This window comes from Marinomonas hwangdonensis (genome assembly GCF_003721245.1).
Lineage (GTDB): Bacteria > Pseudomonadota > Gammaproteobacteria > Pseudomonadales > Marinomonadaceae > Marinomonas > Marinomonas hwangdonensis.
The window spans coordinates 41,103-66,486 of the sequence record NZ_RIZG01000008.1; the positions used below are offsets into that span (position 1 = coordinate 41,103).

Here is a 25,384-nt window from a genome sequence, read left to right on the forward strand (position 1 = left end):
TGAATGAGATTAAATGATCAAAAGGAGTAAGTAATGTTTGCACGTGATTTAGCTGAATGTGAAAAGACAGACCGTAGAGTGGTATCCCCAGACGGAAACTGGGAAAGCACTCGCCTTCTTCTTAAGGAAGATAACATGGGCTTTTCTTTCCATATCACCACTATTTACGAAGGCAAAGATTTTGATATGCACTATCAAAATCACCTAGAGTCAGTTTACTGCATCTCTGGTGAGGGTGAAGTAGAGAGCCGTGAAACAGGTCAAAAGCATCATATCAAACCTGGCGTTGTCTATGTGTTAGATAAACACGATGCGCATACATTAAGGGCTTTTAAAGAGTTGAAGTTAGCCTGTGTCTTTAACCCGCCAATTACGGGAAAAGAAGTGCATAATTCTGAGGGCGCTTACGAGCTTTTGGACGAGTGATACCGTCATTTTAATACGCACATACACTATAAAAAGAGGCGCGATCATGTCATTTCACATAGCTGTTTTGGCTTGAAATACGCAATTAAGCGAAAGCCTGTGATCAAATAATCGATTTTGGTTTTCCATTCGCGGGGGAAGGTTAAACACCGTTTTTCTACCCCCCGCGTCTACTATCCCTGCCGGTTTTCATCACCACGTCTCTAATTGCGTTAAAAATGTCTTTTTGTGCGCTTAAATAAAAGGATTAATGCTTAAATTTGTGGCTGCCTTATGACACTATTAGCGACAGTTTTAGACTTCGGCCGATGCCAGATCGGCCCTTAAAATATCGGGTTTATTATGGGACAACATACAGTAGAAAAAATTGGTGGCACTTCCATGAGTGACTACCGTTCGGTTCGAGATAATATTATTTTTAAACCGACTCAAGTGAATAACATATATCAGCGTATTTTTGTTGTATCCGCTTACGCTGGTATGACAGACAAGCTTCTGGAACACAAAAAAACCGGCGATGCGGGTGTCTTTGCGTTATTTGCACAAGAACGTCAGCAAAATAATTGGTTCCCCGCGTTACAAGACGTTCGCAGTGCCATGCTTGACATTAACCATGCCTTATTTGAACCAGGTGAGCTGCGTGAAAAAGCGGATGCTTTTTTAAACAGTCGTTTGCGAGAAGCGCAAGAGTGTCTGGAAGATTTACATCGTCTTTGCCAGCATGGCCACTTTTCTATCAGTGAACATTTGGCCACGGTTCGTGAGATGTTGGCCAGCTTAGGCGAAGCGCACAGTGCTTGGAATACTGCGCACTTGTTGCAAAGAGATGGTGTCAATGCGGTGTTTGTTGACTTAACGGGATGGAACAGTCCAAGTCATATGTCGCTTGATGAGCGCATACTTGACGCTTTCAAAGACATTGATTTGAGCAAAGAGCTGCCTATTGCCACGGGGTATGCGCACAGTGAAACTGGTTTGATGTCGACGTTTGATCGTGGTTACAGTGAAATGACTTTTAGCCGCATAGCGGTACTGACTCAAGCACGCGAAGCGGTTATTCATAAAGAGTTTCATTTGAGCAGCGCTGACCCTCGTTTGGTCGGTGAAAATAATGCCGTTCCGATTGGCCGAACCAACTATGATGTGGCAGATCAATTGGCCAATCTAGGAATGGAGGCCATTCATCCTAAAGCGGCAAAAGGCTTGCGTCAGAGCAACATTTCTTTGCGTGTGAAAAACACCTTTGAGCCTGAGCACACAGGGACCTTGATTACTGGGGATTACGTCAGTGATGCACCTTGTGTTGAGATCATTGCAGGATGTCGAGGCGTCTTTGCAGTGGAATTGTTTGATCAGGATATGGCAGGGGACATCGACAAGTTTGATGTGGCTATCTTAAAAGTATTGAATCAGTTTCATGCGCACATTATTGCGAAAGACATTAACGCTAACACGATTACACATTACCTTGCTATTAACCTAAAAACGTTGAAGCGCGTTATGCGAGTCTTACACGAGCGTTTTGTGGATGCCGAGATTACTCAGCGTAAAGTGGCGATAGTCTCCGCTATTGGTAGCGACATGAAAACGACAGGTATGCTTGCAAAAGCGGTAAAAGCCATCGCCGAGCAAGATGTTAACGTTTTGGCTATGCACCAATCTATGCGCCAAGTTGATATGCAGTTTGTAATCGACGAGGAAGATTATGAGAAAGCCATTCGCAGTCTGCACAAAGAATTGGTCGAAGTTCATAATCATGGCCGTGCGATTTGCTTAGCGTCTTGATGCGATTACTCTCTATTTGCTTCGCTAACCTGTAAGCAATTCATTTTCAAAAAAAACCAAGCTTCAGGGCTTGGTTTTTTATTTTTGTTATGGATGACTTAGCTAAGATGAATTGCTTAGCTAAGATGGACTATCGGTTTTCCTTGATTGAACTCTTCGGCGGTTATTGCTTTGCTGACATAATAGCCTTGACCAGAATCGCATTGAAACGCTTGCAGCATTTTCCATTGCTCCCTTGTTTCAATCCCTTCCGCTAATACTTGAATATTTAGCTTATGAGCCATGGCAATAATGGCTTCAACGATCTTTCGATCATCTTGATCATGCTCTAAATCCATAATAAAACTGCGGTCGATTTTCAGTAGACTCACGGGCAAATTTTTCAGCTGAGCAAGAGAGGAATACCCTGTTCCAAAATCATCAATCGCGATACAGATACCCATATCTTTAAACGCTTGCAGCAGCCCTCTTGCAAGATTGATGTCTTTCAATATCGAAGTTTCTGTTACCTCAAATCCCAGTTGATAAGCCGGTACCTGGTATTGTTCAAGAAGTGCTTGTACGAGTGTGACAAAGTGTGGGTCAGACAGCTGTTCCGAAGCTAGGTTAATGTGCAGCTGGATTGCAGGGCGGTTCTCTCTTTTGCGTTGAGCAAGGTAAGCGATGCTATTTTCTAAAACCCAATAACCTAGGTCGACAATTTTTCCTGTATTTTCGGCCAATGGAATAAAGTCATTGGGGAAAACTAAACCTCTTTCGGGGTGATTCCAACGTACCAGCGCTTCCGCTCCAAATACTTGATTGCTGCTAAGGTCAAACTGTGGTTGAAAGTAGACTTCAAACTCCCCATTTTCTAGGGCTTTAGAGAGTTCTTCCTCGGCTTTGATTAAGTTATCGTTGTGAGTTTTCATAAACTCGGTGTAAAAAGCGTATTGGTTTTTCCCTTGTGACTTAGCTTGATAAAGCGCCATGTCTGCATTTTGCATGACAGTGACAAGATCAAAGCCATTTTCAGGAATCATAGCGATACCTAATGAGGTGCTGAGGCTGTATTCCCACGATTCAATTTTCACAGGGTGACGAATACTGCTCAAAATAGCCGAAGCTTGTTCGCACACTTGGGCCTTGTCTCTAACATGGTTGAGAAAAATACCAAATTCGTCACCGCCTAACCGCATCACCAAATCGGAAGGCCCTCTTAATTTATTCAGCCTGTCTGCTACTATGGTCAATATCTGATCGCCTACATCATGACCAATGGTATCGTTGATGCGTTTGAAGTTATCTAGATCAAAATAGATGAAAGCAGAAAGGCGCTGTTGGTCTTTATTCTCAATTAAAATAGCGGGCAGATTGTCTTGTAGAAAACGACGATTGGCTAAGCCGGTCAAAGGGTCGTTATAGGCCATTTTTTGCAGTTCCTTGGTTTTCTCTTTTACCAAAGCCGCTAATTTGATCGGTTGCATTAATAAAAAGTACAACGCTGATGATAAAAGCGAAGCCACAATTAAAGTGAGTACATAGCCAGAATAAGTGCGATCTTCAAGTTGCTCGGTCAAATTAAGACTTATGCTCAAAGTCCAATTTCCTACAGGTAGTACAAGATCGGTAGAGGCTTTAATTTCTGTTAGTGGCGCCTCTGAAGCGAAGAGCTCGATAGGTAAATTGCTGCCAGCTTTCATGCGGGTTAACTGATATTGATAACCTTGCTTTTCTAATTCGATCAGTTGGGTGGTTTTAAGTAAGTCATCAAGGAAGACCACCGCAGAAGTCAATCCCCAAAATAGTTCGCGTTGTGTGCCACGATTAAGGAAAACCGGAGAGCGGCTAATCACAGCTACTCCCCCTTGAACAAGAGGAACAGGACCTATCATAAACATAGAGCGACTTTTAATGGCAGCCATTGCTTCTGTCGCGAACCTTGGTGTAGAAACAACATCAAGACCGATGGCAGCCTCGTTACCTTCTAGGGGATAAATTTGGCTGATGATGCCTTCAGGAGCAAGCTGTAAGTTTTCAATGCCACCAATAGACTGAATCAGTTTGTCTGCGAAGTCATCAAACCACTCGGTTGTGCCATCATTGAACTCAACTTCGTACGCTAAAATTTGTGCAGAGGTAAAAGCCGTGGATAAGCGCCTTTCTAATTCGGACGCTTGAGTGCGAGATAAATCACTTAATATTGATTGCTGATTATCAATAAGAGACTGGGTATTTGACTGAGTCCAATAGGCACCGAACAGTCCTGCTATAAAAAAAGAAAACAGTGCTATAAAAAGAGCAATAGGTTGTTTTAACACTGTTTTATTCAATCGATTATCCCTTTTCGGTAATATTAACGAATATAAGATATCACATAAGTGGGACAAAAAGCCCCCCGTGTTAGTCATGTACAATTAGCATACAGCCGCAGAGGAAGGCGTTAGTTTATTCTGCATCAACGGTCTTATGAGACACTACTGAGCCCTGAACGTATTTATGCTACGAAGACGTTTTTACGTCAACTAAGGTATTGTTTCCTTGCAATAAATGAAAGCCAAAAAACGTCAAATTGTGGCTTTTGTTGCTCTTTTTGTCGTGGATTCTAACATACACACAACATAGGTAAATTGAGTGTTGTTTACGGTCAATGAATAAATACATTAATGTGATCGTATAGGGTTTGTGTCGTCGTATAGGTGATTGTGGTAAAGTTTTGTTTATTGTAGTGGCCTAGAGCAACGTAACTCATGGGCGTTTTTTTACATTGAATAAGGATGAGCTTGTGTCAGACACTTACTCAACAGAAGTACAAAAATTAGAAAAATTGCGCACAGCTTGGCTGCCCGCTGTGGCGTTTCTTTTTGGAGAGCCCGCTACTGGTGCAACGTTCAATGGCTTTGTTGTTCGTGATGATATTGCTAAGCCGGTTGCTGTGTTTCAGCAAGCTGAAGCGCCTTATCATTACCACATTCATATCCCGCTACGCAGCTTTTCAAATGATGTCATGTTATTGGCCGACGTGATTCAAGAAATGACTAAGGGGCTGTATCCAGTGGGTTATGATAATGCTAAGAGCAATGCGTTATGTGAAGGTGTTGCTGTGTTTGGTTCTGTGACAGCCATTAAACAAGTGTTTGGCGAAGAGGCGGTAGACTCCTATCTAAATGGTTTGCGTGAGCAAGCATTCGCTTATTATGACGCTTTTTCTTACACCTCTGTGCTGTTAGCGGAAGATCCACAAGCGATAAAGAAACTTCGTCAAATTCAGCCACTTTTATACAAGGTAGAGAGAAAAAACTTTGATGAAGCCGGTGTGGAAATAGACCGAAAGATTAAAGATATTTTGCTGTTGAATTTTCGTGCTTAGCGAAAAACAGTTTAGCTCCAATAAAAATGCCGCATCGAATGCGGCATTTTTATTGGGAAACAGTCACCAAGGTCCTGTTAAACAGGACGCTTAATCGCCCAGTCTTAGTTCGGACAGTTCTTCGCTAAACCAGATTTTGCGTTTGAAGCGAGGGTTCTTAGAAGACATATCTATTTTGTATGGGTTGGCTTCTTGAGTTTGAGGCAGCCCTAAAATATTACACAGCTCTTGTGCTAGCCATTTTTCGACTTTCAAGACGACCATTTTTTTGCGTAAACGACCTTGTTCGTCGCGATTCAATATGGTGGGTAGTGTGTTCAATGTCAAAATCTCACCTATGGCAGGGTGTGCCATACGTTCACGACCTTCATCACTGGCGTAAAAATGTGACACGGCAAACACCATGCGCTGAGGATTAATTTGCTGCAAGAACTGGCATGACTTAACCACAGTTGAGCCAGTGCGAACCATGTCGTCAAACAACACAATGCTCGCACCATCTAGGCCATCAAAAGTGTGCTCACTTTCTTTGTGTAGCGTGATTTCCACTTTGCGTTCAGCCGTTCGGTCTTTATCAAGCATAATGAATTTGGCTTTGCTTAGACCTAATGTTTTGTACATTTCTTTAACAAAATCACGGGCACCTTTGTCCGGTGCACAAAGTACCAGGCCTTCGCCGTCTTCGCCGTAATTCAAGATATTCGAATTTAACAGATAATGAGCGTAGATCTCGTAAGGAATCAAGTTATGAAAATCGCCACCAAACACATCACAAAACATTTTCTGTACAGAATCTGAATGGTTGTGAATGGTCATGACCGTGTCGACACCCGATAACTTAAGCAACTGAGCGTATAACTTGGCTGTAAAAGGCTGGCCATCGAATTTTTTTACATCACGAATGTCACGTTCAAAGTTGGTTTCACCCAATCCCTGATGGGGCCCACGGTCCTGTGCGCTGTAAAATAAATCTGGCTCAACCAAGATAACGCGTTCAGCGCCATTTTCTTTGGCGGCACGAGCAATGATTAGATTTGACATGGCCAATTCTTGGCGAGTTTTAACATGGCTACCTGTACTGACAATAACCACAGACTTACCATTAAGTTTGCGACCAATATTGTCAAAGTCTGCTTCGTCAGAAATGAAACGAGGACAGAATTCTGAGTTCATGAAGTGCTTCATGCTAATGATATCAGCGATGTCTTCATGTTGGCCCATTGCATAAGCAACATCAATGGCAAATGGATTATCAGAAGAGTTACTAACAACGACAACGTTAGTTGGCGAGCCGGTCGACAAAGTCATGAAAGATCCTTAACGAGGGGATAGGGAATTTAAGACAATTTTAATACTTGTCAGCGTGTTGTGATAGTACGTATTGATGATAAGTGGCATATTTATGTCAATGAAAATTCATACTGATTCTTATTCGTATTTTTGTCTTAGGCTTATCCTAAAATAGACCGAGTCTGCTGAATGACTTTCACTCGGTACTATCCCACTGCAAAATTAGTCCTGTCCACATGGGTGATAACAGCTGGGTTGTCTTGGGCATACTGCGCCACGCGAGCAAATCAGTCGAGCTTCGTTTTCTATGCCCCGTTCTACCCAGTTAATATTAAGAATTTTTGCCACACTCATGAGGTCTTTTTTAATGCTCTTAGGGATCTGCGAAGAGCCCCCTTTGGTGACGCAGGCGTGTTTTAACTCGTGAGCGATGGCAAGAGCATCTTTACCCTGGGCGTCGATGGCTGGATTAAGGTCAATACCAGAGCATAGAACATGATTATTGCCGGCTAAATCCTGCACCTTAATCGATTCACAAGCGTAAATACGCGGCTCATTGCCTAGATTCAAAATGGATATTTGTGCAGAGGTTCCCGTACTGGGTTCACTGATTTTGCGGAACACAGACCAGTGTTGGCAAGGATCTTCTACTGTACTCATGTTACCCCAAGGTAACGGGATACCATTGCCTCGGTAGACCGCTTTGAGCTTGCCCGGTGCGTAAGCATCGAAGTAATGCCAATGAGGATAAGGCGATACCGCTGTCATGCGACGCATGGTGACGGATTCAGAAACATCGGCCAGTTTAGATGAGCTGATTTCATAGCCATTGCGATCGAGCAGATGCCGAAAAGGTACTTTAGGGCACAGCAAGGCGCCGGCAAAAAAGCTGCATTCGAAATCTCGCCATGCAGACAATATGTCTTGAGCGTCCATGCCTGAGGACTGTATTTTTGCATTTTGGGCTTGTAGTGGGGATATTTCGTTACGTCCTGTGACCAGCACGTTTTTCATACCATCTTTATCATGTAAAACCGTATGACCTATGTGAACCGCAAGGTTGTATTTTAGACGCTGCGGCTGTGTTTTCATGATTTGGTTAATGTAAATGGTACTCGGTGGATCAAAGAATGAAGTGACCACATGACTGGCATCTATGCCCATATTTTCTAAAACAGACAAAGGCGTTTTACGAAACCACTTAATTTGCAGTCCCATTTGTTTGGTAATCGCAATAATCTCATCAAGACTTAATGGTAGGCGTTTGAGTCCCACATCTTCAGCGGCGCGCTCTAAATCTGGAAAATGATTTTGGTGGTGTTCCTGATGGGCGCGGATTAAAAGATGCGCAAATTGCCGACCACTGGTGCCTGTTTGTGACAACATTTCGGGAATGGCAATTTGTAAAATTTCTTTAGAAAATAAGAAATTCGGTTCCAATGCCATACCACTGATGCCACCACCCGATCCCTTTGAGGGGGTAATAGCCTCCTCTTCTGGAATATCATCCAAAAACCAGCTGACGTTTTTTTGAAAAACACTGGCAATGACTTCCAATACTTCCTCACTGGGGATGCGTTTACCCCGTTCAATCATCGACAAATATGACACCGATGGTGCGGATTCTGCGTCGATTTTTATGCACCTTGCTGATAGGTCTTCCATCGTCAAACGGTTGCGTTTACGCAGATTGCGTATCTTAGTACCCAAAAAATGGGCTTTGCGATTGAGGCTATTTTTATTTTTCATTTTTGTAAAATTTACACTGTGTAATTCTTATTGTGAAATTCTATGTTAGTTGGGCGTAGACTGTAAATCAAGCAATCGAGAGTGAGATTACCCAGATTGCAAAACTTCTTAAAAGATGAACAGTTTGATAGACGAACAGAAGGAAAGTGAAATGACCATCCCCCAACTTAAAAATAACAGCGTAATTCACCCAGGGTTTAGTCACTTCATTAATGAAGAAGTGCTACCACTTCACGCTATCGATGCCGCTAAGTTTTGGCGTGACCTTGATCAGTTGATTGCGGATCTTGCGCCGATAAACCGTCAGCTATTGGCGACGCGGGATGAAATGCAACAGCAAATTGACCAATGGCACCTTGCTCGTAAAGGGCAAGCTATGGATATCGCTGCTTACGAAGCCTTCTTGCGAAACATTGGTTACTTGGTGGAAGAGGGCGACGATTTCACCGTGACCACAGACAATGTGGACGCAGAAATTGCCACATTGGCGGGTCCGCAATTGGTGGTTCCAGTGAAAAATGCGCGTTTTGCATTGAACGCAGCCAATGCTCGCTGGGGTAGCCTGTACGACGCTTTTTACGGCACCGATGTGATTGCCAAAACCGCCGGCCTTGAAACTCACAAAGGCTACAACCCCGAACGGGGCGAGCAAGTCATCGCAAAGGCTAAAGATTTTTTAGACGAAGTATTTCCGTTAGAAACTGGCTCACACAAAGATGTGACCAGCTATGTAGTTTACTACCACCATTTATTGGCTTTCTTTGATGACGCCCATCAAAGTGGCTTGAAACAGCCATCTCAACTGGTGGCGGTAAACGGACAGCGTAGTGATCCGGAAGCCATCTTGTTGAAAAACAATGGATTGCATGTAGAAATTCAGTTTGATCGTAATGGTAAAAATGGCGCCAAAGACAAGGCCAACATTAACGACATTCTTATTGAGTCGGCTCTGAGCACCATTATGGATTGCGAAGACTCAGTAGCGGCTGTTGATGCCGAAGACAAGATTGAAATTTACCGCAACTGGTTAGGTTTGATGCAAGGCACCTTGCAGGCTAGTTTCGAAAAAGACGGACAAACGCAGACGCGTCGAATGAACCCTGATCGTATTTTTACCGATTTAGATAACCAAGAATATCGTCTACACGGTCGTTCTTTGTTACTGGTTCGCAACGTTGGTCATTTGATGGAATGCGACTTAATGCAGGATGCCCTAGGTAACTTTGTGCCTGAAGGTATCATGGATGCGGTAGTAACCACCTTAATTGCTACGCTTGATTTGCAAGGCGAAGAGGGCATGACACGCAGTCGCATTCGCAATAGTCGTACAGGCAGCATCTATATTGTGAAGCCAAAAATGCACGGGCCAGATGAGGTAGCGTTTTCCTGTCAGCTGTTTACTCGTGTCGAACAGATGTTGGGATTGCCAGAGAATACCATCAAGATTGGCATTATGGATGAAGAGCGACGCACGACTTTGAATCTGAAAGAGTGTATTCGTCAGGCGAAATCTCGGGTGTTTTTCATCAATACTGGCTTTTTAGATCGCACGGGTGACGAGATTCATACCAGTATGCAAGCAGGGCCGTTTTTGCCCAAAGATCAAATCAAACAACAGCCTTGGATTCAGGCCTACGAAAATCGCAACGTCGACATAGGTTTGCAATGTGGTTTGCCAGGCAAGGCGCAGATTGGTAAGGGCATGTGGGCCATGCCAGACGAGATGGCCGCCATGATGACGGCGAAGATCGCACACCCAAAAGCGGGCGCAAATACCGCTTGGGTACCATCACCAACAGCAGCCACCTTACATGCGTTGCACTATCACCAAGTGGATGTGTTTGAAATGCAGGCACGCATTAAACATCGTCCTCAGGCGGGTCTGACCGATTTGCTGACGATCGCAACCATTCCAAGCAACTTGACGTTATCGGACCAGGTAATCGAACGAGAAATTGAAAACAACGTGCAAGGGTTGCTGGGTTATGTTGTTCGCTGGGTTGAAGCGGGTGTGGGGTGTTCGAAAGTGCCTGACATTAATAATGTGGGCTTGATGGAAGACCGAGCAACGCTGCGTATATCCAGCCAACATTTGGCGAACTGGTTGCTCCACGGTCTGTGCAGCAAGGCGCAAATAGAAGAAGTGATGTTGCGCATGGCGAAGGTAGTGGACGAGCAAAACAGTCGCACAGAAGGGTACCGCCCAATGACGGACAACATAGGCGCCAGTCTTGCTTTTAAGGCGGCCCAAGATCTGATTTTTAAAGGGGTGATTCAGCCGAATGGCTATACAGAACCTCTGTTGCATGCTTACCGCATGCAAGTAAAAGAAACCCATTAATACCCTATGACAATCCTGTTTGAAGAGGAAAATACCATGCAAACGTATAAAAATAAAATGCAACAAGCCGCTCAAATGATCGAACAACAAGGCTCAGGTTGGGCTGCGATGAATCCTGAGTACGTGACTCGTATGCAATTGCAAAACCGTTTCAATACGGGGCTGGATATTGCTAAGTACACCGCCAAGATTATGCGTGAGGACATGGCAAGTTATGACCAAGATGCTGCGAATTACACACAATCGTTGGGCTGCTGGCATGGATTTATCGGCCAACAAAAGATGATTTCTATTAAGAAACATTTTGGTACTACGCGTAGCCGTTACTTGTACTTGTCCGGTTGGATGGTGGCCGCGATGCGTTCTGAGTTTGGTCCTTTGCCAGATCAGTCTATGCATGAGAAAACCTCAGTCCCAGCGCTGATCGAAGAGCTTTACACCTTCTTGAAGCAAGCCGATGCCCGTGAATTGCAGCATTTGTTCAAAGAAATAGACGACGCACGCGCTGCCGGAGATCAAGTTCGCGAACAAGCCGCACAGCAAAAAGTGGATAACTTTGAAACGCATGTTGTCCCTATTATTGCGGATATTGATGCGGGTTTTGGTAACGAAGAAGCCACCTACTTGTTGGCGAAAAAGATGATTGAAGCAGGGGCGTGTTGCATCCAGATCGAGAATCAGGTGTCTGATGCTAAGCAATGTGGTCACCAAGATGGCAAGGTAACCGTGCCTCATGAAGACTTCCTCGCGAAAATTAACGCGGTGCGTTACGCTTTTCTAGAGCTGGGCGTAGAAGAAGGCGTTATTGTGGCACGGACAGATTCACTAGGGGCGGGCTTAACGCAAAAGATCCCAGTGTCGCAAACACCTGGCGATTTGGCTGAACAATACAATGCCTTTATAGATGGGGAAGAAGTGACGTCGTTGGATCAAATGAAATCTGGTGACATGGCGGTTAAATTGGGAGATCGCTTGATTAAACCAACACGCTTAGCCAATGGTTTGGTCCGCTTTAAACCTGATACCGGTGAGGACCGTGTGGTTTTGGATTGTATTACGTCTTTGCAAAATGGCGCGGATTTATTGTGGATTGAAACAGAGAAGCCCCATATCGGTCAGATCGCGGCTATTGTAAACCGTATTCGTGACGTCGTACCGAATGCTAAGTTAGTGTACAACAACAGCCCATCGTTCAACTGGACGCTGAACTTCCGCCAGCAAGTATTTGATGCATGGCAGGCTGAAGGTAAAGACGTTACTGCTTACCAGCGTGAAAAGTTAATGTCTCAAGACTACGACAATACACCATTGTCAGCAGAAGCCGATGAACGTATTCGTTGCTTCCAAAAAGATGCGGCAGCACAAGCGGGTATTTTCCACCATTTGATTACTTTGCCGACGTACCATACGGCCGCCTTGTCTACAGACAACTTAGCAAAAGACTACTTTGGTGAGCAAGGTATGTTGGGCTACGTAAAAGAAGTACAGCGTAAGGAAATTCGTCAGGGCTTGGCGTGTGTGAAACACCAAGATATGTCGGGTTCGAACGTGGGCGATGATCACAAAGAGTACTTCTCTGGCGCTCATGCACTAAAAGCATCTGGTAAAGATAACACTATGAATCAATTCGCGGTGTAATGCATCCTTCGTGATGATTAGATCTTGAAAATTGATCGCAAAGACCAACAGCTTTCCCCCTGTTGGTCTTTTTTGCTTTTTATTTTTCACTCGGCCGGTTCCACGCGATTTCTGCCTCGATCTTTTCCCTTATACAAGGCTTTGTCTGCGCGTTTTATCATTTTGAGGGCATTGTCGTTGTGTTGGAGATGTTCAGTGATTCCCAGCGTAATTGTCAAAGGAAAAGCAAATGGACTAAAAGTGTTTTTTGACACCAGTTGTCTTAATTTGTCGGCGATTAAGGCCGCTGCTTCTTGGTTGGTGTAGGGCAAAATAATGATAAATTCTTCACCGCCAAATCGAGCGATAATATCCGTTCTACGTACATTCGCACTGAGCAGATTTGCCACCTCCACAAGGCAAATATCCCCCACATCATGACCATATTGGTCATTAATGGTTTTGAAATTATCAATGTCGATAAGTATTAGACTGATTGGTGACGCGGAACAGATCGCGTTGTCCAAGGCTTTTTTAAAGTAAATGTTGAGCCCACGACGATTATAAAGATTGGTCAAAGGATCTTTGATGTTTTCTTCTTTCAGTTTGCTGGTGAGAGCGTCGTAGCGCTGTAAGAAAAACCAAGCGAAAACAGTGCTAAAAATGGTCGCGGCTACTAGCCAAAAGCCGCGATCAATGGTTTTTTCTTGCGAATAGAGTTCGCCAGTTAGGTCGATCACATGTTCACTAAAGACAGTTGCTAAGACAATTGCTGGGATCAAGCTAGCAGCGACGACAATAGATTCCCGACGGCCACCAATTAATGCAGCTAAGAGAGGAGATAAGGGTAGAAAAAACGCTAACTGGCTATTTACACCGCCCGATATCGCCAGTGTCGGCAACATAATCGCCACGGCGGTCACCAAGCAGAGGCAAAACTCCCATTGTGGGAACAGTCGTCGGCGAATGACCGAGTAAACCAGCATTAGCAGGATCAAATTGCCTACTGCCACCCAGATAAAAACATTGGGAAGGTTTGTAAACAGCGGCCGCAATGCAACAGCAAAGGCCAGAATGACGATGGTTAATTCCACGATACGCAGTGTAAGAGTATGGTGTAATGTAATTTGATCACGATTTGGCATAGACGATGAGAGCTTCCTGCTGAAAGGCTTAGCGCAGCGTTATTTCTACCAAGCGGTACGCTGCACTAGCCAAAAAATTGTGTTAGATCAATTTACTACTGTGTCGCAAGCAAATAATACGGGCAATAAAGCGAATGTATATTGCTATTTGACTAAAAAATGTCCTACGTCAATTTTTAGTCTTTGGGTGCAGCCTTACCTCATTCTATTTACTACTGGGTTTTCGCTGAAGGTGTGTCGTTAGATGATGGCGTGGTGAGTCTAAGGTGTCTTTGGTTAAACTTGTCGTTCACCCACAGAGCCAGCAAAATAATCCCACCACCAATGGCGAGGCGGACAATGTCCGCGTCACGGTTCCAGAAAATCACGTTGACTACTATGCCCGCAGGAATCAAAAGGTTGTTCGCCACAGCCAAGGTGCCAATATTGACCATAGTAGCCCCCTTGTTCCAGGCAAAGTAGCCCAAACCAGAGGCGACAATGCCTAGATACACTAAAATTCCCCACTGTAAATTCGTGGTTGGAAGCTTGCTCGTATCGCCCATGAGAATATAGCAAGGCACAACAACGGCCAACGCACCGATGAAGAACCAGCCAAATACGGTACGCTGTGGTAAATCTGGACGTTCTTTGGCGATGACGCGTTTGTAACCCACTTGGCCCGCAGCGAAACACACGTTGGCACACTGCACTATGAGTAAGCCTTTAATGAAGCCTTCATCGATACCTTGATAGCGAATCGCAACGGCCCCTAGAATCGCCAATAAAGCACTAATGGCAAAGCCCACGTTTAGGCGTTTATCCAGCATGTCGTTGATCAGTGTGACATAGAGGGGGGTCATGACGGTAAACAGCAAGACTTCAGGGACAGAAAGATACAAAAATGACTGATAATAAAACCCATACATGATGCCCAGTTGCAGCGCACCGCAGATCATTAATTTAAACGCGATATTCGCTTCAATTTGGCGCAACTTTAGAAAGGGTAAAAACACCATAGTGGCCAGCGCTACGCGCATTAATACGGAAAACCAAGCATCGACTTGACCAGCAAGATAGACGCCAATCAGACTAAAAGAGAAGGCCCAAAGTAGGGTGACGGCGAGCAGTATCGGCATAATAGTGTGTCTCGATAGGAGGTTTTAAACAGGTACCGACATGGCTAATGTTAGGTACGTTGACATTGGTTATTAGTAAACTTTGTTTATTCTAAAGGTTTACTAATGGTAAGTCAGCAAGACCTTTTTTGGCAAGAAGAGAAAAAGTGCGCTCGTATGATGGGTAAAACAGGCATTAGCCGTTGGATCGGTAGACATCGAGCCGTTTACGATAAAACCGCGACGGATTTAATTTGCGCCACTAAGGTTTGCCCCTTTTCGAGCTTCAAACTGTGGGCCGATAAAGCGGTTATTTTTGCTAGCAGCGGCGTATTACCCGCTAACAAGCGAACCATCACCATGCTGGGGTCTTTGTTGTCTTTTTCCATGTCGTCGATTACAACGGTAAGACGATTGAGAATACTGGAATCCTCGTGTTTGCTGAGCGACACGCTGATATCTCTAGATTGGATCCTGAGACGCACCGAGTCCCCAATGGCTTCCTTACCTTGTTTAAATGCGATGGTCTGGTTCTCAAAACCTAGCCATGACAAGCCCCATTCAGTGTTTTGCTCTACGACTGTACCAGATACGACCATGCTGGCGTCTTGGTAGCGAGCAAAAGACGTACCCAGTGTGCTAATTAAGCGTTGTGTGTTGCCTTCTTCTAGAACTCGGCCTTTTTCCAGTACCACCATGTAGTCAGCTAACCGAATCACTTCATCTAACGAATGGCTGACATAAAGTATCGGAATCTTAGCGCGATGACACAGCCGTTCTAGATAGGGCAAGATATCTTGCTTTAAGGCATCATCTAACGCGGCTAAGGGTTCGTCCATCAATAATATTTTTGGTTGAATTAAGAGTGCTCGTGCCATGGCAACCCGTTGGCGTTCGCCTCCTGAAAGTTGTCCCGGATACTGGGTTAAAATAGAGGCAATATTCAACAACTCGACGACGTCATCGTAGTGAATAGCTGGTTGGGTTTTGTCGGCGCGCTGAATCGAGAAACGTAAGTTATCTTGCGCTGTTAGATGGGGGAATAAGTTCGCGTCTTGGAATACATACCCTACAGGACGCTTGTGAGATGCTAGCCAGAAATCATGGCTCTGCCAGAGTTCGCCGTTTAGACTGATGTGGTTTGTTGAGCCTTTGACGCTTTTTTCGAGGCCGGCGATGCATCTTAATAAGGTGGTTTTCCCCGAACCCGACGGGCCAAATAAAGCCGTAACGCCCGTATTAGGCAGTTGCAAATCAAGGTCCAGAGAAAAGTTAGATTGCCCCGTATGTTGCTGAAAAACTCGAATATTTAAGCCTTTAGCTGGTTGTTTGACGGTCACAGTAACCCTCCTGCTGAGGCTTGGCGTTTTTGTCGTCTTTGAATACTGTACAAAAAAGCCAGCACAACAAACGAAAAGATGACCATTAATAAAGACAATGTGTGGGCTTGACCGTATTCCAGTGCCTCTACATGATCGTATATTTGCACAGAGATGACTTTGGTCTCTTTAGGAATGTTACCGCCTATCATGAGAACCACGCCAAATTCGCCGACGGTATGGGCGAACCCTAATACCGCTGCGCTGATATAGCCTGTTTTAGCTAACGGCAGTACCACGTAAATAAATCGATTCCAGGGAGAGGAGCGTAGCGTTGCGGCGGCTTCTAACGGTCTTTCGCCGATAGCAATAAAGGCATTTTGCAGAGGCTGTACGACGAAAGGTAAAGAATACAGCATAGACGCCACCACTAAACCTGAAAAGCTAAACGGCAAGGAGCCTATATTGAAATAGGCTAAAAGTTGTCCCATGGGGCCTTCTGGGCCTAAAAACAGTAATAAGTAAAATCCTAAAACAGTGGGAGGAAGCACTAGGGGCATGGCAACAACGGCGTTGATAGGGCCTTTTAACCAAGACTGGGTTCGAGCTAGCCACCAAGCAATGGGCGTGCAAAGAATAATTAACAACACGGTTACCAAGCTAGCCAGTTTCAGGGTTAACCAAATAGCCTCTATATCGGCAGCGCTGAGTTGCATGTGGGTAACCTAATAGGTGTCGTCGGCAGGTTTGATGGGGGTGTTAGCATAACCAAATTGTTGGATTTTTGATTGCGTGTCCGAACGCATTAAAAAAGCCATGAAGTCTTTAGCTAACTCAATATTTTCTGAGTTGGACAAGATCACACCTCCTTGGTCAATGGTGTCATGAAGTGTGTCCGGAATGTTTACTATCTTGCCATTGAAGGGGCGAGCAAGAATTTGCGAGTAAGCAACGAGACCCGTATCCGCGTTACCTGAAAATACGAATTGATACGTTTGGCCTATGCTCTCGCCTTGAACCAGTTTTTTCTTCACCTGCTCCCAGACAGACAGGTTAACCAAGGTTTCTTCAGCGGCCTTGCCATAGGGTGCCAGTTTTGGATTGGCGATGGCAATGCGGTTTGCTTTTAATAAACTCTCTTTTAATGATTCTGAATCACCGGCTTGTCTTGACCAAAGTACCAATTGGCCTCTGGCGTAAATCACCAAACTGTCGGCAGAGGCCAGCTGCTCTTCAATCAGCGCTTCTGGTTTTTCGAGATCAGCCGACAGAAAAACATCGTAAGGGGCTCGATTTTTGATTTGAGCAAAGAGCTTACCAGATGAACCATAAGACAGACGAACTTTATGCCCTGTTTCTTTTTCGAACGCTTCGACGAGTTGGGTTGCGGGTATGATGAAATTAGAAGCAACCGCTAAATTGAGCGTTCTAGGGGATATGTTACTGGCAAAGCTGGGCGTTGAGAGCGTTATAAAGCCTAGCATCACAGCAATGAACGCAACCTTGATAATCATGCAAAGAGCAAATAGCAGTTGCCTTGCTCTATGCCTATAATGGCTTTTTTCAAGTGGTTGCCTTGGCAGGGGCCTGTAATGCAAGAGCCGTCTAAAGGAGAAAAGAGTGCGCCGTGATGATGGCACTTTAAATAGTCATGATCTTCATCAAATACCTCGTCTGAAGAGGCGTTAAGAGGTTTGTTTTGGTGGGGGCAACGGTTTTCAAAAGCAATTACCCGGCCTTGCTGCTTTGTTACCAAGAAGTTGTATTTTTCAACCGTGATATTCAGTGCCTGCCCTTCAGGAAGGTCTTGAGCATTAGGTATTAAATGTTTGATGAACACGTAACGACTCACTTTTTTGTTATATGGGAGGTTAAAATGCATAAATGAATATAACGAAACGGCTTCCAGAGACGTCATTATGAGCAACAGTAACTGAAAAGTAGCATGCCTTTATCGCTTCTTAAGTGGCTTGACTCTAAATTGCTATGCAAGATGAGTCAATATGTAAAAAATACGCCAGTTCGGTTTTGATGATTGCTTGAATATTGCCGGCTCCTTATACTGTCCGCTATGACCTCAAAAAAACCGACTAAAACGCCACGTAAGTCCCCGTCTAGAAAGAGAAAACGTCCAAAATCTTCTTTGCTGAAGAGGTTGTTCTTTGTGCTAGTAAAATGGGGCTTTATTATAGCCTTGCTCTCCAGTATTCCTTTTGGGATTTGGGTTTGGTGGCTGAATGGTCAAGTGGTAAGCCGCTTTGAGGGGCAAAAATGGCAGGTGCCCTCTGAGGTTTTTAGTGCGCCGACTGTGTTGCATAGTGGTGCACCCTGGAAGAAACAAGACCTTGAACGCTTATTGGAAGAAGCGGGTTACCGCTTTGGACGCAACAGCCAGCAGGTGGGTTGGGCTGCCAAAAGTCAAGATAAAGTGAGTGCTCACTTGCGCTCTTATGTCGATCATAATGGTTTTCATCAGAGTGAAAGGCGTATTTTTTCGTTTCCAAATGAGCGGTTGCTGATACAGGCACTTAATGGTGACGAGGTAGCGGAGGCGAAAATTGAACCGCAGCGTATTGGTTTCTTGTACGGTGGTAATACAGAAAGCCGTCAAATTTTACGCTTTGAAGATATTCCTCAAGCATTGATGGATATTCTGATTGCTGTGGAAGACCAAGATTTTTACCAGCATTGGGGGATTTCACTCACGGGTATTGCGCGTGCCGTGGTGGTCAACGTCACTCAAGGTGCACGGCGTCAAGGTGGTTCCACTTTGACGCAACAGTTGGTGAAAAATATGTATTTAAGTTCTGAACGAACTTACACGCGTAAGATGACAGAAGTGGTTATGAGTATTTTGCTGGAGTACCACTATTCCAAAGAGGCGATTATCACCGCCTACATCAATGAAGTGTATCTAGCCCAATTAGGTAGCCGCGCTTTGCATGGCTTTGCTGCTGCCAGTGAGCATTTTTTTGGTCGACCGTTGGGTGAACTTAATCTTGATGAGTTCGCTCTTTTAGTTGGCATGGTAAAAGGTCCATCACTGTATAACCCCGAACGCTCCCCTAATCGTGCTAAGTCTCGTAGAGACACTGTGTTGGCTATCTTAAAAGACCAAGGGCGTTTGTCTAAAACAGATTTTGACCGCTTAATTAAGCAGCCAATTCGTCTTGCTAATCAGCAAAAAGAACGTTCAGTTTATGGTGATTATTTGGATCTTGTGGCGATGCAGTTGTCACGAGATTTTGATGAAACAACCTTGGCAACGCAAAACCTCCGAATTTATACGGGTGTCGATATTCGCGCGCAGCGTGCAGCCAGTGTGGCGATACAGCGTCAAGTTGGGGTGCTGGAAAAACGCGACCCTTCTTTAAAAGGCCTTCAAGGTGCCATGGTGGTTACCGACAGATTGTCGGGTCAGGTCCGAGCTGTTGTCGGTTCCAGTGGATCGTATTATACGGGGTTTAACCGCGCGCTTGGTGCCGTGAGACCCATAGGATCGCTAGTGAAACCACCCTTATACTTGTCAGCATTAGCCACGGGGCGTTATACCTGGTGGTCTGAAATTGAAGACAAACGGTTACGCTTTAATGTGGGTGGGCAAATATGGCAACCTGAAAACTATGACAAGCAGACTCATGGTGTTGTTCATTTGTATGAGGCACTGGCGAAATCTTATAATTTGGCGACGGTTTCTCTGGCTCAGCAAATTGGTTTTGATCGAGTGGGAGATACTTTGCGTCAGCTCGGCGTCAAACGTCCCTTTACTATGCACCCTTCGGTTTCATTAGGGGCATTAGAACTTTCGCCATTCGAAGTGTCGAGACTGTATCAACCGATCGCATCACAAGGAAGCAGCAGTGAGCTTGGGGTGGTATTGTCTGTGATGGATCAAGATGATCGCCTGTTAAAGCGGTTTAATCAGAGACGAAATGTGCCATTTACCGACGCGTTACTCGCCGTTACCCTAGATGGTATGACCAAAACACCTCAAATAGGCACGGCGCGTGCAGCCCAAGCGGCTTTTCCTCACTTACACTTTGCCGCCAAGACGGGCACTACCAACCAGCAAAAAGACAGTTGGTATGTTGGTATTACTGGGGATTATTCTTCGACTATATGGCTAGGCGCTGATCAAAATGTTCCCCTAAGTATTACCGGCAGCAGTGGTGCACAAACCGTGTGGATCGATTTTACACGAAGCATCAATGCGCGTTCCTTGCCTCGTGCCCTTCCGGATGGTGCCGCACGCTTTCATGTTCTTAATGACAGCTTTGAAATCGCTGCAGAACGCTGTGAAGAAAAAACCGAATTGGCTTTTATTTTAGGAACTGAACCGAAAGAGAGCAGTGCGTGCTTTTGGATTTTTTAATCATTTATTAAGTTTAAAGACAGATTGATCATTACTTTTTTATTCTATAGTCTCTTGTCATATCCTGTTTTTCTTTAATTAAAACAGTGTCTTTTTTAATTAGGTATGTTTATTAAGGGTTAAGTCATCATCAAAGTATGACCTGTATCAAGTGATTCTTGTGTGTAAACAGTACACTGTTCGACCGCATAAGTTGTGTCTTTTATCGTCTGTATTTATCTTAATAGGGAGTCGCTTATGCGCCTGCATACATTCATGATCTGCTTTTTAGGGCTAGTTAGTATGGTCAGTATCAGTAGCGTATCCGCTTCAGAGACGTCAAAGTCATCATGCAGCGCATTAACCGCCACAGGTAATTCGGAATACCCACCATTTTTGTGGCGAGATGCCACTCATGTCAGAGCGCTGCATGGCGTCAATCGGATAATCGTTGATGAGTTGAGTCAGCGCATTAATATCCCTATCGAGCTTATGCATGTCGGTCCTTGGTCTAGAGCACAAACAGAAGTTAGAAATGGTCGAGTCGATTTGATAGCGGGGGCGTTTTACACCAATGAGCGCGCCGATTACATGGATTATTTCACTCCTGTGATGCTGCATACTTCGAGTGTAGTGTGGCAACATAAAGAAAAACCTTTTCGATTTGAACGCAAGGAAGATTTGGAAACAAAATGGGGCGTTACTGTTATTAACAACAGCTTTGGTCAGGCATTCGATCAATATGCGCAATATAATCTGAATCTTTTAGCGGTCGCTAGCTTATCTCAAGCCCTACAAATGTTAGCCAGTAATCGAGTCGATTATGTATTGTATGAGAAGAATCCAGCGTACGCTTACGTAAATAAATTGGGGCTACATGACGTTTTAATGCCCGTTCAGCCTTATATCAGCAGAGAAGGTCTGTATTTGACTTTGTCAAAGCTATCGCCCTGTAACAACACAGAAACCAAGCGTAAAATTGTAGCGAGTTTGCAGGAAATGCAACAGGAAGGCTTTATGGCGCAGGCGTTAAACAAGGGAATACAAGAGTGGGAAGCTTTAGGCCATGTTGGTTTGGCATTACCTTAATCCGCCACCCTGTGTTAATTGTATGTTGGCGGCGGATTAATCGAACTAAAGCGACGAACTCGCTAAAAGGTTAACGGTTCAGCAGGGACTGATAAAGATCCACCCATTGACCAGTCACCGCTTCCCAACTGTAATCGTATTGCATTGCGTTGATTTGTTTTGCTTGCCAGCTCTGAGTATCATAAAAGCAGGTCATGCAACGCAACAGAGCAGCCGATAAATCGTTTGAATTCGCCTCTTTAAATACAAACCCATTAGCGCGATCGCCGTCTTCAAATACCGTATCGGCCAACCCCCCTGTCTGTCTAACCACGGGCAAAGTGCCATATTTTAATGCGTAAAGTTGGGTTAATCCGCAGGGCTCAAATCGAGAAGGGATAATGAGTGCATCAATGCCGGCTTGAATGCGGTGTGAATAATCTTCAAAGTACCCAATACGCACAGAGACTTGTGCTGGATAACGCTCTTGAAGGGCCAAATAACCTGCTTCTAAGTGTTTATCACCAGATCCTAATACGACAAGTCGAGCACCTTTTTCGATCAGCTCTGGCATGGCTTCTAATACTAGATCAAGCCCCTTTTGCTCGGTCAAACGACTTATCACACCAAATACCGGTTGCTGGATGTCCTCTGATAAAGCATTTTCTTCTAACAAAGCCAATTTGTTATGGTTTTTTTGATGCAATGTATCAAGGCCATAATTAAGGGGAATAAGCGCGTCTTTTTCTGGGGACCATTGATCATAATCAACGCCGTTTAAAATTCCGACTAGCTTGTCTTGGTGGGCTCTGAGCGTACCATCAAGTCCGTCACCGTACTCAGATGTGAGGATCTCTTTGGCGTAGGTGGGGCTGACGGTAGTAATGGCATCAGCGAAGACGAGGCCAGATTTAAGTCCAGAAAAACGACCATAAAACTCCATGCCATGAAGACTGAGTAGTTCCGGAGAAAGTTGCATGTCAGCAAATTGATCCATGTCAAAGCTACCGTTATAACGCAAATTATGTACCGTAGTGACAACGGGGATGTGCTTTACTTTCCAACTTTCAAGGTAAGCGGCGGCAAACCCTGTTTGCCAATCATTGAGATGAAGAATATCGGCTTGCCAATTTATTAAGTGACCATGCAGTGCAAGCCTTGCTGTCGCCCAAGATAGCGCGGCAAATCGTATATGATTATCTTGAAAATCAATGCCATCTTGATCAAGGTAAGGGCCGCCATTGCGTTCGTATAGCGCTTGGCATTGCAATAACCAAATAGGCGTGCCATTTTCGGGAATATGCGTTTCTAATAACAGTAAATCACCGACCCCAAATGGGTTTCCTAGGTTGATAGTCTGCTTAATTGGCGCTACCTTTTCTAGTATACCTTGATAAGCTGGCATGATGAGTTTGATTTCGTGGCCTTTGTTTCGCAGCGCCACTGGTAGGGCGCCAGACACATCGGCTAATCCGCCGGTTTTTATAAGGGGATAAATTTCTGAGGCAGCAAAAAGTATTTTCATTATTAAGCAACTTATTGATTTGGAATTGTGTTAAGAGTATACCTAAACGGGACTTCTAGTAGAGTGTGTTGATAAAAATTTTAAGGGCTTCACATGGATTTAAACACAGCACGTATGAAAACATTGTCCATCATTTTGGCTGGTGGACGTGGCTCACGGCTAAAACAGTTAACTGATAATCGCTCCAAGCCTGCCGTTCCGATTGCAGGTAAATATAAAATCATCGACTTTCCGTTATCCAATTGTATTAATTCCAGCATGCGCCGTATTGCTGTATTAACGCAATACCGATCACACACATTGAATCAACATATTCAACGGGGCTGGAACTTCCTTCGTTCTGACTTTAATGAATTTATTGAGCTTTGGCCTGCTCAACAGCAAACCGGCGGTGATTGGTATCGTGGCACGGCCGATGCTGTGTATCAAAATTTAAGCATGATCAACGGTTTGGAAAGTGAATACATTCTGATTCTGGCGGGAGATCATGTTTACAAACAAGATTACAGCATCATGCTGCAAGAACACATCGAAAGTGGGGCGGATGTAACGGTTGCTTGCATTGAGGTGCCTTTGCATGAGGCCGATCAATTTGGCGTAATGCACATTGACGATGAAGACAACATCATTGCCTTTGAAGAAAAGCCGTCAAATCCACCTACTATGCCGGGCAAGCCCGATGTGTCTTTAGCCAGCATGGGGATCTATATCTTCAACACCAAATTCTTATCTGAGAATTTAAATTTAGATGCGCATGATGATGATTCAAGCCATGACTTTGGCAAAGATTTAATTCCTCTGTTTATTGGTCGCTGTAAAATCAAAGCGCACCATTTTTCTAAGAGTGTTGTGGCCAATTCGAATTACCCAGATAAACCCTACTGGCGTGATGTGGGTACGTTAACGGCGTATTGGGAAGCCAATATGGATTTGACACGCCTTGTGCCAGAGTTGGATTTGTACGATGAAGAGTGGCCAATACGCACAGCGCAATACCAGCGTCCTGCAGCGAAATTTAACTATAATTACGAAGAGCGCATTGGTACGGCATTAAATTCCGTTGTGTCTGCTGGTTGTATTGTTTCTGGTTCAACGGTTGAGCAATCTATTTTATTTAATAATGTGAGGGTAAACTCTTATTCTCACGTGAATAAATCGGTTATCTTGCCTCGATGTGATATTGGTCGTCATTGTCGCCTGAACAAGGTTGTAGTAGATTCTGATTGCCATATACCAGAAGGAACCGTGATTGGTGAAGATCCGGTGGCAGATGCTGCACGATTTTATCGTAATTCTGACGGTATCACCTTAGTAACTCAAGGTATGATAGAAGCCCTATCAGAGTAATGTTTATAGTTTGAGTGTGAGTGACATAACTTGCCTCTGTGTTACCTTTAAAGCCGCTTTTTTTAAAGCGGCTTTTTATTGATGGTGTTGATGTTATCCCCGTAACCTGTGGATAACCCTATTGGTGACTGTATAATAACTTTCGCAAAGCCAGTCTTTATGCTGCTTTAGCCGTGGGTGTTCATTTCTTCTTCAGTCCTTGGCAAGGTAAGCGCGTTTTAGCAAATAAGGCTTTATTTTTTCTTTATCGATTAGGAGACTTTATGTTCACAGGTATCATTCAAGGAACGGCAACAGTCAAAATGACTCAATCGCTTGGTCGTAATAAGCGCTTGCAAGTGGTCTTCCCTGCGGGTGTGATGCTTGGTCAGCAGTTAGGGGCCAGTGTGGCTATAAATGGTGTTTGTTTGACCGTGGCTGAAATTGGCCATGACGTTTTAACGTTTGATGTGATTGATACGACTTTGGCTTTAACTAACATTGGTCTTTTGCAGATTGGTGATGATGTTAACTTCGAACGCGCCGCTAAAATGGGCGATGAAATTGGTGGTCACATTATGTCAGGTCACATTATGACGTCGGTGGTTGTATCAAGAATTGAAAAAATGGAAGAAAGTGTCCACATCCGCTTTACTTTGGACCGCCAAGAGCAAGTTGATGCTAGGCGCTATTTGTTTGATAAAGGCTATGTGGGGTTAAATGGCGCGAGTTTAACCATCAGTGCGATTGGTAATGATTGGATCGAAGTGTCACTTATCCCCGAGACGCTAAGATTAACCATATTTGGTCAGTTGTCAGTATCAGACAGAGTCAATTTGGAAATTGATTCGCATACACAAGCCACGGTCGACACAGTAGAGCGTATTTTGAAGCAAAGAGGCATAGTGTTGCCATAATCAAATATCTCAACCCTATTTTCAGCCATTGCTCGTCTAATGGTTTGAAATAAATGGAGTATAGGCGCGATTTTCGGTA

At 44.4% G+C, this 25,384-nt stretch carries 19 protein-coding genes; 9 read left to right on the plus strand and 10 right to left on the minus strand.

The features are described 5' to 3' along the window. The first annotated feature begins 33 nt into the window (after positions 1–33). Both EBI00_RS12790 and EBI00_RS12795 read left to right on the plus strand, forming a co-directional pair. Entirely contained in the window at positions 34–426 is a 393-nt protein-coding gene (locus EBI00_RS12790) for an ectoine synthase (protein WP_123096334.1), read from the plus strand. A gap of 342 nt (positions 427–768) precedes the next feature. Further along, a complete protein-coding gene (locus tag EBI00_RS12795; RefSeq protein WP_123096335.1) occupies positions 769–2,211 on the plus strand; it encodes an aspartate kinase in 1,443 nt (480 codons plus the stop codon). A 116-nt stretch (positions 2,212–2,327) separates the two neighbouring features. Here the strand turns inward: EBI00_RS12795 and EBI00_RS12800 are convergent, their stop codons facing one another. Beyond that, positions 2,328–4,523, minus strand: coding sequence for a putative bifunctional diguanylate cyclase/phosphodiesterase (locus EBI00_RS12800; RefSeq protein ID WP_241557034.1), 2,196 nt, complete (start codon positions 4,521–4,523; stop codon positions 2,328–2,330). A 452-nt stretch (positions 4,524–4,975) separates the two neighbouring features. On the opposite strand from EBI00_RS12800, the gene EBI00_RS12805 reads away from it, so the two are divergent. Beyond that, positions 4,976–5,560, plus strand: a complete 585-nt coding sequence (locus EBI00_RS12805; RefSeq protein WP_123096337.1) for a hypothetical protein — start codon at positions 4,976–4,978, stop codon at positions 5,558–5,560. Between the two features lie 90 nt (positions 5,561–5,650). On the opposite strand, the gene EBI00_RS12810 is transcribed toward EBI00_RS12805, so the two are convergent. Together EBI00_RS12810 and EBI00_RS12815 are read right to left on the minus strand one after the other, a co-directional pair. Beyond that, positions 5,651–6,868, minus strand: a complete 1,218-nt coding sequence (locus tag EBI00_RS12810; RefSeq protein ID WP_123096338.1) for a phosphoribosyltransferase family protein — start codon at positions 6,866–6,868, stop codon at positions 5,651–5,653. A gap of 204 nt (positions 6,869–7,072) precedes the next feature. After that, complete coding sequence (locus EBI00_RS12815) at positions 7,073–8,599, minus strand: DUF3612 domain-containing protein (RefSeq protein WP_123096339.1); 1,527 nt, start codon at positions 8,597–8,599, stop codon at positions 7,073–7,075. Positions 8,600–8,750: 151 nt separating this feature from the next. Here EBI00_RS12815 and EBI00_RS12820 point away from each other — a divergent pair, with 151 nt between their 5' ends. Beyond that, entirely contained in the window at positions 8,751–10,940 is a 2,190-nt protein-coding gene (locus tag EBI00_RS12820; RefSeq protein WP_123096340.1) for a malate synthase G, read from the plus strand. A 36-nt stretch (positions 10,941–10,976) separates the two neighbouring features. Beyond that, a complete protein-coding gene (locus EBI00_RS12825) occupies positions 10,977–12,578 on the plus strand; it encodes an isocitrate lyase (RefSeq protein WP_123096341.1) in 1,602 nt (533 codons plus the stop codon). 86 nt (positions 12,579–12,664) lie between these two features. On the opposite strand, the gene EBI00_RS12830 is transcribed toward EBI00_RS12825, so the two are convergent. The 6 genes from EBI00_RS12830 to EBI00_RS12855 form a co-directional block, all read right to left on the minus strand. Continuing rightward, the gene (locus tag EBI00_RS12830; protein ID WP_123096342.1) at positions 12,665–13,702 is read right to left on the minus strand and encodes a GGDEF domain-containing protein; all 1,038 of its coding nucleotides are present in this window, start codon (positions 13,700–13,702) and stop codon (positions 12,665–12,667) included. Between the two features lie 212 nt (positions 13,703–13,914). Then, the gene (locus tag EBI00_RS12835; RefSeq protein WP_123096343.1) at positions 13,915–14,820 is read right to left on the minus strand and encodes a carboxylate/amino acid/amine transporter; all 906 of its coding nucleotides are present in this window, start codon (positions 14,818–14,820) and stop codon (positions 13,915–13,917) included. A gap of 206 nt (positions 14,821–15,026) precedes the next feature. Then, on the minus strand, positions 15,027–16,139 hold the full coding sequence (modC, locus tag EBI00_RS12840; protein ID WP_158600757.1) for a molybdenum ABC transporter ATP-binding protein: 1,113 nt from the start codon (positions 16,137–16,139) through the stop codon (positions 15,027–15,029). Beyond that, on the minus strand, positions 16,136–16,834 hold the full coding sequence (gene modB / locus EBI00_RS12845; protein ID WP_123096345.1) for a molybdate ABC transporter permease subunit: 699 nt from the start codon (positions 16,832–16,834) through the stop codon (positions 16,136–16,138). Before modB ends, modC begins: the two co-directional genes overlap by 4 nt. A gap of 9 nt (positions 16,835–16,843) precedes the next feature. After that, positions 16,844–17,632 carry a molybdate ABC transporter substrate-binding protein gene (gene modA / locus EBI00_RS12850; RefSeq protein WP_123096346.1) on the minus strand — a complete coding sequence of 263 codons (789 nt, stop codon included), beginning with the start codon at positions 17,630–17,632 and terminating at the stop codon, positions 16,844–16,846. Beyond that, positions 17,629–17,958, minus strand: coding sequence for a Rieske (2Fe-2S) protein (locus EBI00_RS12855; RefSeq protein WP_123096429.1), 330 nt, complete (start codon positions 17,956–17,958; stop codon positions 17,629–17,631). Before EBI00_RS12855 ends, modA begins: the two co-directional genes overlap by 4 nt. A gap of 324 nt (positions 17,959–18,282) precedes the next feature. Here EBI00_RS12855 and EBI00_RS12860 point away from each other — a divergent pair, with 324 nt between their 5' ends. After that, complete coding sequence (locus EBI00_RS12860) at positions 18,283–20,490, plus strand: transglycosylase domain-containing protein (RefSeq protein ID WP_241557035.1); 2,208 nt, start codon at positions 18,283–18,285, stop codon at positions 20,488–20,490. Positions 20,491–20,727: 237 nt separating this feature from the next. Next, positions 20,728–21,558 carry a substrate-binding periplasmic protein gene (locus EBI00_RS12865; RefSeq protein ID WP_123096348.1) on the plus strand — a complete coding sequence of 277 codons (831 nt, stop codon included), beginning with the start codon at positions 20,728–20,730 and terminating at the stop codon, positions 21,556–21,558. A 70-nt stretch (positions 21,559–21,628) separates the two neighbouring features. Here EBI00_RS12865 and glgA read toward each other — a convergent pair whose 3' ends face one another. Beyond that, entirely contained in the window at positions 21,629–23,062 is a 1,434-nt protein-coding gene (glgA, locus tag EBI00_RS12870; protein WP_123096349.1) for a glycogen synthase GlgA, read from the minus strand. Between the two features lie 93 nt (positions 23,063–23,155). On the opposite strand from glgA, the gene glgC reads away from it, so the two are divergent. After that, complete coding sequence (glgC, locus tag EBI00_RS12875) at positions 23,156–24,409, plus strand: glucose-1-phosphate adenylyltransferase (RefSeq protein WP_123096350.1); 1,254 nt, start codon at positions 23,156–23,158, stop codon at positions 24,407–24,409. A 263-nt stretch (positions 24,410–24,672) separates the two neighbouring features. Continuing rightward, positions 24,673–25,305, plus strand: a complete 633-nt coding sequence (locus EBI00_RS12880; protein WP_123096351.1) for a riboflavin synthase subunit alpha — start codon at positions 24,673–24,675, stop codon at positions 25,303–25,305. Positions 25,306–25,384 lie beyond the last annotated feature (79 nt).

Excerpts from the sequence above, each read along its gene's own strand:
- EBI00_RS12790 (WP_123096334.1), top strand. The coding sequence starts at position 34 with ATGTTTGCACGTGATTTAGCTGAATGTGAAAAGACAGACCGTAGAGTG.
- EBI00_RS12795 (WP_123096335.1), top strand. The coding sequence starts at position 769 with ATGGGACAACATACAGTAGAAAAAATTGGTGGCACTTCCATGAGTGAC.
- EBI00_RS12810 (WP_123096338.1), bottom strand. The coding sequence starts at position 6,868 with ATGACTTTGTCGACCGGCTCGCCAACTAACGTTGTCGTTGTTAGTAAC.
- EBI00_RS12815 (WP_123096339.1), bottom strand. The coding sequence starts at position 8,599 with ATGAAAAATAAAAATAGCCTCAATCGCAAAGCCCATTTTTTGGGTACT.
- EBI00_RS12820 (WP_123096340.1), top strand. The coding sequence starts at position 8,751 with ATGACCATCCCCCAACTTAAAAATAACAGCGTAATTCACCCAGGGTTT.
- EBI00_RS12825 (WP_123096341.1), top strand. The coding sequence starts at position 10,977 with ATGCAAACGTATAAAAATAAAATGCAACAAGCCGCTCAAATGATCGAA.
- EBI00_RS12830 (WP_123096342.1), bottom strand. The coding sequence starts at position 13,702 with ATGCCAAATCGTGATCAAATTACATTACACCATACTCTTACACTGCGT.
- EBI00_RS12835 (WP_123096343.1), bottom strand. The coding sequence starts at position 14,820 with ATGCCGATACTGCTCGCCGTCACCCTACTTTGGGCCTTCTCTTTTAGT.
- modB (WP_123096345.1), bottom strand. The coding sequence starts at position 16,834 with ATGCAACTCAGCGCTGCCGATATAGAGGCTATTTGGTTAACCCTGAAA.
- modA (WP_123096346.1), bottom strand. The coding sequence starts at position 17,632 with ATGATTATCAAGGTTGCGTTCATTGCTGTGATGCTAGGCTTTATAACG.
- EBI00_RS12865 (WP_123096348.1), top strand. The coding sequence starts at position 20,728 with ATGCGCCTGCATACATTCATGATCTGCTTTTTAGGGCTAGTTAGTATG.
- glgA (WP_123096349.1), bottom strand. The coding sequence starts at position 23,062 with ATGAAAATACTTTTTGCTGCCTCAGAAATTTATCCCCTTATAAAAACC.
- glgC (WP_123096350.1), top strand. The coding sequence starts at position 23,156 with ATGGATTTAAACACAGCACGTATGAAAACATTGTCCATCATTTTGGCT.
- EBI00_RS12880 (WP_123096351.1), top strand. The coding sequence starts at position 24,673 with ATGTTCACAGGTATCATTCAAGGAACGGCAACAGTCAAAATGACTCAA.